This window comes from Pseudoalteromonas sp. SG43-6 (assembly GCF_014164365.1).
Lineage (GTDB): Bacteria > Pseudomonadota > Gammaproteobacteria > Enterobacterales > Alteromonadaceae > Pseudoalteromonas > Pseudoalteromonas rhizosphaerae.
In genome coordinates this window covers 88045-101560 of record NZ_JACJEZ010000005.1, presented here as the reverse complement: position 1 = coordinate 101560, position 13516 = coordinate 88045, and the positions used below count along the sequence as shown (strand labels likewise).

At 40.1% G+C, this 13516-nt stretch carries 9 protein-coding genes; 3 read left to right on the top strand and 6 right to left on the bottom strand.

Annotation, left to right across the window (positions count from 1 at the left end; translation table 11 throughout):
- Positions 1-77: 77 nt before the first annotated feature.
- From H5201_RS03395 to H5201_RS03375, 5 genes are all read right to left on the bottom strand, one after another.
- Entirely contained in the window at positions 78-1151 is a 1074-nt protein-coding gene (locus H5201_RS03395; RefSeq protein ID WP_149982122.1) for a branched-chain amino acid ABC transporter permease, read from the bottom strand.
- 68 nt (positions 1152-1219) lie between these two features.
- Positions 1220-2113, bottom strand: coding sequence for a branched-chain amino acid ABC transporter permease (locus H5201_RS03390; protein WP_145235342.1), 894 nt, complete (start codon positions 2111-2113; stop codon positions 1220-1222).
- Positions 2110-4071 carry a long-chain fatty acid--CoA ligase gene (locus H5201_RS03385; protein ID WP_182761374.1) on the bottom strand — a complete coding sequence of 654 codons (1962 nt, stop codon included), beginning with the start codon at positions 4069-4071 and terminating at the stop codon, positions 2110-2112. The genes H5201_RS03390 and H5201_RS03385 overlap by 4 nt, the downstream gene beginning before the upstream one ends.
- The gene (locus H5201_RS03380; protein ID WP_182717177.1) at positions 4071-4877 is read right to left on the bottom strand and encodes an ABC transporter ATP-binding protein; all 807 of its coding nucleotides are present in this window, start codon (positions 4875-4877) and stop codon (positions 4071-4073) included. Before H5201_RS03380 ends, H5201_RS03385 begins: the two co-directional genes overlap by 1 nt.
- A 140-nt stretch (positions 4878-5017) precedes the next feature.
- Positions 5018-6058: a DcaP family trimeric outer membrane transporter gene (locus tag H5201_RS03375; protein WP_145235348.1), complete on the bottom strand. Its 1041-nt coding sequence runs from the start codon at positions 6056-6058 to the stop codon at positions 5018-5020.
- Positions 6059-6239: 181 nt separating this feature from the next.
- Here H5201_RS03375 and H5201_RS03370 point away from each other — a divergent pair, with 181 nt between their 5' ends.
- Positions 6240-9779, top strand: coding sequence for a PAS-domain containing protein (locus H5201_RS03370; RefSeq protein ID WP_182767248.1), 3540 nt, complete (start codon positions 6240-6242; stop codon positions 9777-9779).
- Here the strand turns inward: H5201_RS03370 and H5201_RS03365 are convergent.
- On the bottom strand, positions 9776-10438 hold the full coding sequence (locus H5201_RS03365) for a response regulator transcription factor (protein WP_145235355.1): 663 nt from the start codon (positions 10436-10438) through the stop codon (positions 9776-9778). The two genes, H5201_RS03370 and H5201_RS03365, sit on opposite strands and share 4 nt — an antisense overlap.
- 646 nt (positions 10439-11084) lie before the next feature.
- On the opposite strand from H5201_RS03365, the gene epd reads away from it, so the two are divergent.
- Together epd and H5201_RS03355 are read left to right on the top strand one after the other, a co-directional pair.
- Positions 11085-12101: an erythrose-4-phosphate dehydrogenase gene (gene epd / locus H5201_RS03360; RefSeq protein ID WP_145235357.1), complete on the top strand. Its 1017-nt coding sequence runs from the start codon at positions 11085-11087 to the stop codon at positions 12099-12101.
- A 69-nt stretch (positions 12102-12170) separates the two neighbouring features.
- Positions 12171-13346, top strand: a complete 1176-nt coding sequence (locus H5201_RS03355) for a phosphoglycerate kinase (RefSeq protein ID WP_145235359.1) — start codon at positions 12171-12173, stop codon at positions 13344-13346.
- Positions 13347-13516: the final 170 nt, after the last annotated feature.

The window sequence follows — 13516 nt, the reverse complement described above, 5'->3', positions numbered from 1 at the left end:
TTATGGCTAGATTGCCAATTATTTACGCATTAATGATGCTCATGTGTGTTGTATATGCTTAAGTTAGTGTCTATTGATTAGTACGAGAACGGGTAAAACTTCCAATAGTTTTTAATTTGTGCCCAGCGGTGTGCCATGCCTTGCGGCTCAAAAATAAGGAATAAGATAATCACTAAGCCAATGGCCATTTCTTTGATATAGGCCAGGCCATCAACCACCATTGGAATATTGCCCCAGTCGGTCATTTTCATTAAACCTACGCCGCTTTCGAGTACTTCTGGTAGAAACACCATAAACACCACACCCATTAAGGTGCCTTTAATTGAGCCTAAACCGCCGATGATGATCATGGCTAAGAATTGGATCGACATAAATAAAGTGAACCCTTCAGCAGACACATAGCCTAAGTAATGGGCATATAAGGCACCGCCAATACCGGCATAAAAAGACGATATACCAAAAGAGAGTAAGCGATATTTATTGAGCTTGATGCCCATGATCTCAGCTGATAGATAATGGTCACGTACTGCAACAAAGGCGCGACCATCACGACTGCGCATCAGATTACAGCCCCAAATATACATAATAACTAAGGCTGCTAAGGCGATATAAAAGAAACTTTCATCGCTATTAAAAACAAAGCCAAATATACTAATTGGGTCGGCAGATGAGCCAGCAGAACCACCAGAAAACCAGTCAGCACGGGCAAAGAAGTCTTCTAAAATAAACTGCGCAGCCAGTGTGGCTATAGCTAAGTACAAGCCTTTAATTCTTGAGGCCGGTAAACCAAACATCATGCCTACAGCCATTGTTAAAAAACCAGCCAGTGGAATACACAGCAATACAGGAATACCAAAGGAGATATTGAGCCATGCTGATGCAAAAGCACCAAAGCCAAAAAATGCGCCATGACCTAATGAAATTTGTCCGGTGTAACCGACCAAAATATTGAGCCCTAGTGCGGCTATCCCTAAATATGAAATTTGAATAAATAGGGTTAGGTAATATGCATCGACTAAGTATGGCGCTGCACATAATAGGGCAATTGCGAAAATTGCCACATTTTTGATGGTTGTTGTTTCAAAAATTGTATTATCTTGTTTATAACTGGTGCGGAAATCGCCGCAGGGTCTCATGGTTAAACTGGACATAATAAACTCCTAAAATTTACCTTTATCTGCACTTGTTAGGCGCTATTGATGCACCTAAATTGGCTTGATTAAATACGTTCAATATCTTTTGTGCCGAACAAACCGTATGGTTTGAACCAAAGGATGACGAGCAACACGTAAAATGGTGCGATGTCATACATATTGCCAACATGCAGATATTGGCTGTCGAAAAACTCAGCGACATTCTCTAATACACCAATGATCAAACCACCGACAATAGCGCCGATGATAGAATCTAAACCGCCAAGAATAACTGCAGGGAAAACTTTGATGCCAATTAATGACAGTGAATTTGAAACCCCGTTTACCATGCCAATAACAATGCCAGCTGTGGCTGAAACCGTAGCAGCAATACCCCAGCTCATAGCAAAAACTTGTTTTACCGAAATACCTAAGCTTTGTGCAATCTGTTGATCAAAGGCTGTGGCTCGCATTGCTAAACCGTATTTTGAATGTTTAAAGAATAGATAGAAGGCAACCATAATTATTAAGGCGATTACGGTGCTCATTAAGTAAGCGGCTTCAATGTTCAAGCCAAATATTTGGATGCTATTAGTGGTAAATACTTGCGGGTAACTTTGCGCTGAAACACCAAAAATCCATTTCATCAAGGCTTGAAAAAAGATTGATAAGCCAATGGTGATCATGATCACTGAGATAATAGGTTCACCTATCATCGGGCGTAAAACAATCATTTGCAGCAGCACACCAAAGATTGCCATAAAGGCCATTGTCAGTAAAAAGCCCACTACAAAAGGCAGCTCTAAATAAATCAGTACTGCCCAGCATACCCAGGCACCCACTAATAAAAACTCACCTTGGGCAAAGTTTACAATTTGCGTTGATTTGTACACTAATACAAAGCACATCCCAACGACGCCATAGAGTAAGCCGACAATTAAACCATTGACGATTAGTTGAATTAGCAATTCAAAATTCATGAGACTCTCCGTGTTATGTTGATAGTGTTATCAGCAGCCGTGCAGGCTGTTTCGATCAGCGAAGTGACTTTAAGCTGGGTTTGAATACGGGTTTTAGTACCATCTTGAAATACCACCATGGTATCAATATCAACATTTTCCTTGTTGTCATAAATGGATGAAATAATGTCGCCATATTTATCCGCAATAACACTACGGCGAACTTTACGGGTTCGTGTTAATTCGCCATCATCGGCATCAAGTTCTTTGTAAAGTAATAAAAATTTATGGATTTTTTGTGATTCAGGAAGTGACTCATTGACGCGCATTATTTCTTCGCCAATTTTTTCGTACACTTCAGGCAGGGTTGATAAGTTGGTGTAGTTGGTAAACGACAGCCCTTGTTGCTCAGCCCATTTCGCAACAATACTAAAACGAATACAAATGATGGCTGATAGATAAGGCTTTGCTTTACCTAAAATAACGGCTTCGCCAATAAATGAAGAAAACTTAAGTTTGTTTTCTATATATTGAGGAGAATATTGTGCGCCGTCGCTGGTGCAAGCGAGATCTTTGATCCGATCAATCACCACTAAATGGCCAGACGGTTTAAAGTAACCGGCATCACCTGTTTGCATCCAGCCGTCAATCACGTCTTCATCATAGGCTTGTTGATTATTAAGGTAGCCACTAAACATTCCGACTGTTTTAGCAATAACTTCGCCAATACCGGCTTTATCGGGATTAATGACTTTAATTTGTGCATTATCAAACGCGACGCCAACACTGTCGTAGTCAACATCGGCTTCATGATGGATGGTGTAAGCTCCGCACATTTCTGTTTGGCCGTAGAGTTGGCGTAAAGGCACACCAATGGTTTGGAAAAACTTAAAGGTGTCAGGCCCCATCGCAGCTCCGCCGGTGGCAGCCGATTTTAAGAATGAAAAACCGAGTCGATCACGAAGTGCTTTTAGCAGTAGAATTTCAGCTAGCCATGATTTTTTGCCTGTTACTTGGCTTTGCTCAGCCAGCTTCATGGCAAAATTAAATAGCTTTCTTTTAAAAGGTGTTGAATCCATCATACGGGTTTGTACGTCAGCTAAAATGCCTTCCCATACCCGTGGTGCTAATAGTACAAAGCTGGGGCCAATTTCTCGTAGGTCAGCCATGAGTGTTTCTTGTTCTTCAACAAAATTTACAATTTGACGGGCGATCAGTGCTTGGCCAATTGCATAGACTTGCTCCATGATCCAAGGTAAGGGCAATACAGATACATAGTTGTCGCCAGCTTGACGCGGGTCAGCACGTAAATATGAACTACAGTGCTTAATAAAATTGCCACCATTGAGTAGGGCAATTTTGGGTTTTGATGTGGTACCTGAAGTGGTGCAGTAAATAGCAATGTCGTCAGGGGCTGAGGCATCTATCATGGCTTGATAACGATCAGGGTATGCTTGTTCGAGTTCTTGGCCCAGTATGTATAGGGTATTGATATCTATAAGTCGCGAGTCGTTGTATTTGCGCATACCTCTTGGGTCGCAATAAACAATGAATTTTACTTGCTCTATGCCATCACCTAAATCAAGTAATTTATCGCATTGCTCTTCGTTTTCAGCAATCACAACGGTTGCGCCACTGCTAGCGAGTAAATAGATTACTTCGTCATGCATTGAATCTTGATAAATACCTAATGAATGGCAACGTAAAGCGTGAGCAGCAATTTCGCCCCATATCCATTCTGGGCGGTTATCACCAAGTAAGGCAATGGTATCATCTGTATTCACGCCTTTGTTACTCAACGCGAGCGACAACCACTTTACTTTATTGTTATATTCGGCCCAGCTGAACTCGTTCCAAATACCAAACTCTTTTTCTCGCATCGCCACCATATCAGGCCAATGCGTGGCATTGTGTTGTAGAATTTTGGGGAAGGTATTCAGTTCACCCATCTCAAAATCTTGATTGATTTGGCTAGTCATTAACTTACCTCCTCTAAGGTGGCTGGCTCTGCGTCGTCTTCAAGACCAAGGTAGGCACGTTTAACATAGGGGTCAGCCATGACTTCGTGTGGTAAACCAGAAATTAATTTTTTACCAAAATCCAGCACCATAACTTCATGAGAAATATCCATTACAACTCCCATATCATGTTCAATCATAACGACCGTAATACCGAATTCTTCATTTAAATCGAGGATGTATCTGGCCATGTCTTCTTTTTCTTCCAGATTCATTCCAGCCATTGGTTCGTCAAGTAAAATCAGTTTTGGGTTTAGAGCCATTGCACGAGCTAATTCAACGCGTTTACGAAGCCCGTAAGACAAGGTGCCAGCGATGGATTTTCTGATATGAGAGATCTCAAGGAAGTCGATCACTTCTTCTACTTTTCTACGGTGAGCGAGTTCTTCTTTTTGCGCCCCAGAAGCCCAATATAACGGCCCTGTTAACCAATTGTTTTTTAATAAGTGATGGCGACCAACCATAATATTATCGAGCACTGACATATGGCCAAATAAGGCTAAGTTTTGAAAAGTACGGCCCATACCTAAGTCTGCGCGGTCATTGGGTTTTAAGTGGGTAACATCTTGATCTGCAAAGGTGATTTTTCCACTGTTAGGTTGATAGCGGCCAGAAATGCAATTGAGCATTGATGTTTTACCAGCCCCATTTGGGCCAATAATTGAAAATACAGAGCCTTTAGTCACCGAAAAACTAACATCTGTTAAGGCTTTAACACCACCAAAGGCTAGCGATATTTGCTCTATATTGAGTATCGATGTTGTCATACTCATACTCCTAAATTTAACTGAGAATAAAAATGAATAACGAATGCGTTGAAAAATAAGAGGGGGTGAACCCTCTTTAAAATGTATTAACGGTTGGGGTCGTTATTACACACAACAAACATTAGAAAGTGTTCTGTCAGCTAGAGGATGTATCTCATTGTGGCTTGTAGGTAATTTGAATCTTTATCTAACTCATCAATTGAAAAGTTACCGACTTCAATACCCACTTCGAGTTCTTTAGTTAAGTTTTGAAAGAGGTTTATACCCCATTGCGTACGCTCACGATTGGATACATCTCCATCAACTTTGCCGTACAGCACGCTTGAACGCAGTGAATCATTCCAAAAATGACGATAGGCAACTAATACAGAGGTAATATCTTCAACTTCTTCACCATAGAGATCTTTAACAGCCGCAGCCCCTACATAGCGGCCTAAATCACCTTTATGAATTTGTAGGCGTAAGTCATCTTTTCCTGTTGTTTTAATTCGTGCCGCAACAGATGCGCCAAAGGCGCTTTCAGTGTTACCTGATAAGGTATGTAATTGCCGTGCTAAGCCAGAAATAGAGACATTGCCCCAATCACCTTTGATGTTATAGCGTGCGATTAAATCAGGAATATTATCGTTTGCGGTATCGCCCCCCCAGCTCTCAGGATTTTCAATGGATACTTGGAAGTTGCCCATGTTATAACGTACTTGTCCTTGACGAATAAATACTAGACCTGTTGTTGCGCCAGCAAAATCGGCAGTTTCAGGAATTGCGCTAGTATTCATAAAGGTTGACCAAGTTTGGCCAACAGTGAGATCTTTGTAGTTTATAAAAGCATGTCGGATGCGCGGGTTAGCTGAGTTAGAGACAATTTCATTACCGCCGCCGCCCCAAAAATCCATTTCGATGAAGCCTGTTATCTCGCCGTGTTGGTATTTAGTATTGAAACGGGTTTCGTTAGCAAAGATACGAAACTGGGATGCGTCTTCTTCTAAAGCAATGCCATCACCAATCCAGTAATCACGATAGGCAATGTCACCGTCAACGTATCGTGCATCAATTTTAATGTAGCCACCGAAGGTTAATTTATCGTTTTCAGTTATGTTGATCTCGTAGCCTGCCAGTGCGGATGTACTGGCAGTAAGAAAAGCAGATGTAAGCAGTAATTTTTTATATTGTGTGTTGAACATCGACCAAATTCCTTTGTTATTATGTGTGATTCATACTAGGTGAGTCGAAAAAATCAACAATTGTAAATAAGGGCTAGTACCTTGCGCTTAGTCCTTTAGTCCAATGTTATATGCTGTGTTTTACGGGCAAAGTAAGCATTGAAAATAATAATAAATACAATTTGATACAAAGAAGAGCGCGATGTTTTCTAATTGGTTGTTGGTTAGTGTAAGTATTGGTTACATTAGTTTGTTATTTCTAATTGCCCACCTTGGGGGCAAGTATCGACATAAGCTAGTTGCCAAACAGCATGCTATTATTTATGCCTTATCATTAGGGGTTTACTGTACGTCTTGGGGGTTTCTAGGTACTTCAGCGCAGGCGGCAAATAGCTCTTTTTCTTATATTTCGGTTTATTTAGCCCCTATTTTATTATTTATATTTGCTTGGCCTTTTATTCAGCGGATCATAAAAACCTGCCTCAAACTCAAAAGTACTTCCATTGCTGATTTACTTTCGGCTCGGTTTGGTAAATCACAAAGCTTAGCCTTGTTGGTAACGTTAGTGGCCATGATTGGCACCTTGCCTTATATTGCTTTGCAGCTTAAAGCGATTGTTTACTCTTATAAAATTTTACAGCAAAGCCAAGATTTTCCGATTTGGCAATTAGGTTTAATCGTTAGCCTGATTTTAGCTGGATTCACCATTATCTTTGGCATTCGAACTATCGATGTAACAGAGCGTCATCCCGGCGTCATGATAGCGATTGCCTTTGAATCGTTAGTTAAACTGATCGCTTTTTTACTTGTTGGCTTATTTGTATCATTTGTTATTTATGATTCCCCCGCTGATATTTGGCAAAAGTCACAAGATTACGTGTCCTTATCGCAGCAGTTTGAAAGCTATAACCTAGTAGGTATGGTGGGTTTATTGATCATCGTTATGTCAGCTTTTTTATGTTTACCAAGGCAATTTCAAGTTATGTTTGTTGAAATTAAAGAGCAAAAAACCAGTAATTTAGCACGTTGGTTATTGCCTATTTATATCTTGGTATTCGCATTTTTTGCAGGCCCTATAGGCCTTGCTGGCACATTAAATTATGGACACTCTTTAGACCCTGACGCGTATGTTTTATTTTTGCCCGCTTATAACGGCCAAGAGTGGTTGTCGCTATTTGCATTTTTAGGAGCGGTTTCTGCGGCAAGTTCAATGGTAATTGTATCGACCATTGCTTTGAGTACTATGCTCAGTAATGAAATTGTTTTTCCATTAATTTTTAAATTAGCACCTCGTAAGCACCACGACTTTTTACACTTTCAATCCCGATTATTATTGATCCGAAAAATATTAGTGGTGGTGGTTATTGCACTTAGTTATTGCATGTTACTGGTATCTCCCCCTGATACGCTGGCATCACTTGGGGAGGTTGCGTTTGGCGCGATTGCGCAAATAGGGCCTGCATTGGTTGCTGCTTTTTTTTGGCGAAGAGCAACTCAAAAGGGCGTTTTTTGGGGCATGTTTTGTGGTTTCTCTATTTGGGCACTGTTTAATTTATTACCACAGCTTGGGTTTTATGCACACCCGTTAAGCAATACAAATTGGCCTGCTACAACGGTGGCTACCTTGTTTGGCTTGGCTATTAACCTTATTGTGCTGTTTATTGTTTCACAGCTTACTCGGCAAAATATTCGCGAAGAAATGCAGAGTAAATATTTCTATGAAACCGATAATAAACAAGATTCACATCTGCCTAAACAACCAAAAATAGATCGTCAGGAACTCGAGCTGTTAATTGCTCGCTTTATTGGTCAAGACAAAGCAGCCGAGTGCTTTGCTGAATTTAATCAATCACATAAAATTAAAAAGCATAAAACCTATAATGAGGCTTTATTACTGCATGCAGAGCAGACATTAGCGAGTGTAATGGGCTCGGCATCAGCCAAATTGGTGATTTCTTTTGCTTTGGCTGGTCGTGATATCGCATTTGATCAAGTTGCTAAAATTGTTGAGGATAACTCTACTCAACAACTTGAATTTAGTCGTTCAGTATTGCAAGGAGCGATTGAAAATACCAGTGAAGGGATCTCTGTGATAGATGCTAATTTGAATTTAGTAGCATGGAATAAGCAGTATCTAGATATTTTTAATTACCCTAAAAATTTAATCTATATTGGTTGCCCAATTAGCCAGTTGATCCGCTTCAACCTTAGCAATCAAAATCGCTATATACATAATATTGAGGGGCAGGTTAATAAACGTCTTGAGTACTTAAAAGCCGGTAGTAAGCATAAATCAGAGCGAAAGTTAGCCAATGGTAAGGTGCTGTTAATTGAAGGGAACCCAATACCTGGTGGAGGATTTGTGATGATTTTCTCAGATATTACGGAGTTTCGCCGAGCAGAAAATTATTTAAAAGAAGAAAACACCGATCTTGAAAGTCGTGTTCTTGCGCGCACGACAGAATTAGAACTAGCAAACTTAGAGCTTGAAAAAGCCAATCGAGAACTCGCTGATGCAAGGTTAAAAGCAGAGCAGGCTCATTTGAAAAAGAGTCAATATTTAAGAGCCTGTAGTCATGATCTTTTGCAACCATTGTCGGCTGCTCGGTTGTTTTCTTCTGCGGTATGTTTGAGCCCTAGAGTGTCAATACAAGAGCGTGAGCAAATTAAGAAAATTGATAATTCGTTAGAGATAGCAAATAACCTATTACTTGATTTAAATGAAATTGCGCGGATTGAAAGTGGCAATATCACCCCTGTTTTCAATGACATTGCACTGGAGCGGGTATTTAGTATGTTGCATTCGGAGTTTTCTGCCTTGAGTAAAGATTATAAAATTGATTTTCGCTGTCACTCAAGTCAATTATTTATCCGCACAGATCTAACTTTGCTAACGCGGATTGTGCAAAACTTTTTAAGTAATGCATTTCGCTATGCAAATAACGGTAAAGTATTGCTGGGTTGTCGTCGTAAGGGCAATTACTTAAGTATTCAAGTAATTGATAACGGACCTGGCATCCCCGAAGATAAGCAGCAAGAAGTATTTGAACAATTTACACAATTATCGACGCAAATGATTGGCCCTAAAGGCTTGGGGTTGGGTTTAAATATTGCACAAAGCCTGGCTAATATTCTTGAGCATAAGGTTGGCTTGGTATCAGAGCCTGAGCATGGCTGCTTGTTTAGCGTTGAAGTACCGATTGTAAACCGTGTACAGCAAACAAAGCCGACACTTGCCCCTAAGAATATGACTTTGCAAGGAGTTGGGGTGCTATGTATTGATAACGAAAAAGATGTTATTGCAGGTATGACCGAGCTTTTAACAGCCTGGAAATGTCGTGTATTTACCGCGACAACCGCAGCTGAGGCGTCTGCACTTTATAAAACACATGAAGATGAAATTGATATTCTCTTAGTTGATTATCAACTTAGTGCTGAACCAATGTTCCCCGCTAACCCTTTGCATATTGTAACAGTAGACTACTCTGAGCGTCAGGAGCAAAAGCCTCACTCGGAGCATCTTGATGGCTGTAATGGCATTGAATTAATCAAGCGTATTCGAGCAATCAGCCAGTATCCATTACCTGCGATTTTAATCACCGCAACAACTGATGAGTTAGTGCAAGTACAGGCAAAGCAAGCCGATATTGGCTATTTGCGGAAAATCATCAAGCCCGTCGCATTACGGGCGTTGATGAGTGCTTTATTAACTAAACAGCTAGAAAAAAATTATAATAGTTAATGGCGATGAAAAGGTGAAAGTGATGCTTGTGCCAGTTGCTGCTCGTTTAATAAAATCACGGCTTGAGTTCGACTTTTTACCCCAAGTTTTAAGTATATTGTGCTGGCATGGCTTTTGATTGTAGATTCAGACAAGCTAAGTTCGTAGGCGATTTGTTTATTTAACAAACCATCGGCAAACATGTGTAATATTTTATGCTGTTGGGGCGTTAATGTTGCTAACTTTTCTGCTTGCTGTTGCTCTGGCGTATTTTTATTGTGATCATCGGTGGGTGTCCATAGTTTGCCTTGTAGCACATCTTCTATTGCTTTTATCATCTCAGGGACGGGAGTTGATTTAGGTATAAAGCCTGCTGCACCCAGGCTCATCGCTTTGCGTATGGTATCAGGCTCTTCAAAACCTGATACTACAATCACCCCTATTTCAGGATACAGCTCACGTATATTACTCAGCGTATTAAAACCCTGTGCACCCGGAATATCAAGATCGAGTAAGATCAGATCAACATCTGTGGTGTTTGCTAATTTGTGCTCTAATTCGGGAATTGTTTCGGCTTCAAGTAGGCAAGCATTATTAAAGCTTGATTCCAGCATAAGTAATAGTGCTTGTCGAAACAGCGGGTGATCATCTGCAATTAAGATTTTTGTGTGTGTTGTCATTTTATTTCTAACCTAATGTTTAGATTAATGATCTTTTAGTTTCATCAATTGTTTTTTGATTGAATAGTGTTCGTTGTCTTGAATAAAGTAACGCTATTATAAAATAATTCAATAATAATAAACCTAAATAGCATAAATTGACTAAAATTCACTCGTGAAAATGAACCTATAAGCGCTGTTTTATTCTATGTTATGAGTAGATATCAGGAAGAAAGGAGAGGGAGTAAACATTTATTTAATCTTGCCTTTTATATTCAGATTAAAGGTCGATTACCAAAATTGCAGCATCAAAAGCAGGCTTAACACATTTATTTAACTTTCCCTCTTATAATCAAGACAAAGGTCGATTACCAAAATTGCAGCATCAAAAGCGGGCTTAAAACATTTATTTAACTTTCCCTCTTATAATCAAGACAAAGGTCGATTACCAAAATTGCAGCATCAAAAGCAGGCTTAAAACATTTATTTAACTTTCCCTCTTATAATCAAGACAAAGGTCGATTACCAAAATTGCAGCATCAAAAGCGGGCTTAAAACATTTATTTAACTTTCCCTCTTATAATCAAGACAAAGGTCGATTACAATACGCGCATCTAAAAGGCAGGTTGCCTTTATCTGCAAGCAACTAGAGTGGATTTTCTTCTTCATGGCAATCAAACTTGCAATCAATGGTTTTGGTCGAATTGGTCGAAATATTGTTCGCGCTCTTTATGAATCGGGCTTAAGCGACGAGATCAAAATTGTTGCGATTAATGAACTTGCTGATCCTCAAGGGATCGCTCATCTTCTTAAATATGATACGTCTCATGGCCGTTTTGCGTTTCCAGTTACTTTAGGTGAAGACACCTTATCGGTAGCGGGCGATACAATTGCTTTATTTGCAGAACAAAACCCGCGTGAATTACCTTGGCAGTTACTTGATGTTGATGTGGTTTTAGAATGTACTGGTGTGTATCACTCTCGTGAACATGCGCAGTTACATCTTGATGCTGGCGCAAAGAAAGTCTTATTTTCTCAGCCCGCAGATGCGGATGTTGATGCCACTATTGTTTATGGTATCAATGATGATGAACTACTCGCTGAGCATACGATTGTCTCTAATGGATCATGTACCACAAACTGTATAGTACCGGTGATTAAAGTACTTGATGATGCCTTTGGTATAGAATCAGGGGCGATTACGACTATTCATGCGTCGATGAATGATCAGCAAGTAATTGATGCTTATCATCATGATTTACGTCGTACCCGCGCTGCGAGTCAGTCGATTATTCCCGTTGATACTAAATTAGCTCGCGGTATTGAGCGTATTTTACCTAAGTTCCATGGCCGCTTTGAAGCTATTTCGGTGCGAGTACCTACTATCAATGTTACTGCGATGGATTTGAGTGTGACTGTCAACGCCGATGTTGATTTAAAAGCGGTGAATAAGGTATTAAAAGCAGCAGCGAGAGACCGCCTAGAAGGTATTTTAAGTTATACCGAAGAGCCATTGGTCTCGGTTGATTTTAATCATGACCCACATTCTTGTATTATAGATGGCACACAGACACGAGTCAGTCATAAACGACTGATAAAGTTGTTAGTGTGGTGTGATAATGAGTGGGGGTTTGCTAATAGAATGCTCGATACAGCACGAGTGATGATGGCAGCAAGTAATTAATATAAAAGTTCAAACCTAAAAATAAAACCTATATATTTCAAGTCAGTATCGTTAACTAAGGAGAAGTCCATGTCGGTCATAAATATGGCGGATTTAGATTTAAACGGCAAACGCGTGTTAATTCGTGAAGATTTAAATGTACCAGTAAAAGCAGGTAAAGTGACCTCAGATGCACGTATTCGTGCTGCATTACCGAGTATTAAATTAGCCCTTGAAAAAGGCGCTAAAGTAATGGTTATGTCACACCTAGGCCGCCCTACGGAAGGGGAATATGATGAAGCGTTTTCTTTAGCGCCAGTTGTTGATTACCTTAATGAAGCACTTGAACAAAATGTACGTCTTGAAAAAGATTACTTAAATGGCGTTGAAATTGCTGATAATGAAGTGGTCGTTTTTGAAAACGTACGCTTTAATGTTGGCGAAAGCAAAGATGACGAAGCGTTATCTAAAAAGCTTGCTGCATTATGTGATGTGTATGTAATGGATGCATTTGGTACCGCCCATCGTGCTCAAGCGTCTACCCATGGCGTTGGTTTATTTGCAGATGTTGCTTGTGCAGGCCCACTATTGGCGGCTGAATTAGAGGCATTAGGTAAAGCACTTGATAACCCAGCTCGTCCATTAGTGGCGATTGTGGGCGGCTCTAAAGTATCAACTAAACTAACAGTACTTGATTCACTTTCAACGATTGTTGATCAATTAGTCACTGGTGGCGGTATTGCAAATACCTTTATTGCTGCGGCAGGCTACCCGGTTGGTAAGTCATTATACGAAGCTGACCTAATTGATGAAGCAAATAAGCTAAGTGCGGCTGCTAAAAGTAATAATGGTGAAATACCAGTACCTACTGATGTGGTTGTTGGCAATGAGTTTTCAGAATCAGCCGTTGCAACATTAAAAGATGTTAGCGAAGTAACAGACACAGATATGATTTTTGATATTGGCCCAGATACAGCGAGCAAACTTGCAAAAATTATTGCTAATGCAGGTACTGTTGTATGGAATGGTCCGGTAGGTGTATTTGAATTTGACCAGTTTGGTAATGGCACCCGTGCTATTGCTCAAGCAATCGCTAATTCAAATGCGTTCTCAATAGCTGGTGGCGGTGATACGTTAGCAGCGATTGATAAATACGGCATTGCCGATAAAATTTCGTATATTTCAACTGGCGGTGGTGCTTTCCTTGAGTTTTTAGAAGGGAAAAAATTACCAGCAGTTGCTATGCTTGAACAACGCGCTAAGTAATTAGCGTTTACTCAATGTAGTTAGCAATCGTTAGTTTAGGCTGCTAACTACACTGAGTGTGATCAGATATTAAATACCTCTCACCCTTATTTAATAGCTGGTTTTGTATAACGGTAGATTTGGCAAGAGCCAATACTATCGAGGTGCAGTGATTGCACCGAACTCAACTA

Coding starts and splice junctions, on each gene's coding strand:
- H5201_RS03395 (WP_149982122.1), bottom strand. CDS start 1,151: ATGTCCAGTTTAACCATGAGACCCTGCGGCGATTTCCGCACCAGTTAT.
- H5201_RS03390 (WP_145235342.1), bottom strand. CDS start 2,113: ATGAATTTTGAATTGCTAATTCAACTAATCGTCAATGGTTTAATTGTC.
- H5201_RS03385 (WP_182761374.1), bottom strand. CDS start 4,071: ATGACTAGCCAAATCAATCAAGATTTTGAGATGGGTGAACTGAATACC.
- H5201_RS03380 (WP_182717177.1), bottom strand. CDS start 4,877: ATGACAACATCGATACTCAATATAGAGCAAATATCGCTAGCCTTTGGT.
- H5201_RS03375 (WP_145235348.1), bottom strand. CDS start 6,058: ATGTTCAACACACAATATAAAAAATTACTGCTTACATCTGCTTTTCTT.
- H5201_RS03370 (WP_182767248.1), top strand. CDS start 6,240: ATGTTTTCTAATTGGTTGTTGGTTAGTGTAAGTATTGGTTACATTAGT.
- H5201_RS03365 (WP_145235355.1), bottom strand. CDS start 10,438: ATGACAACACACACAAAAATCTTAATTGCAGATGATCACCCGCTGTTT.
- epd (WP_145235357.1), top strand. CDS start 11,085: ATGGCAATCAAACTTGCAATCAATGGTTTTGGTCGAATTGGTCGAAAT.
- H5201_RS03355 (WP_145235359.1), top strand. CDS start 12,171: ATGTCGGTCATAAATATGGCGGATTTAGATTTAAACGGCAAACGCGTG.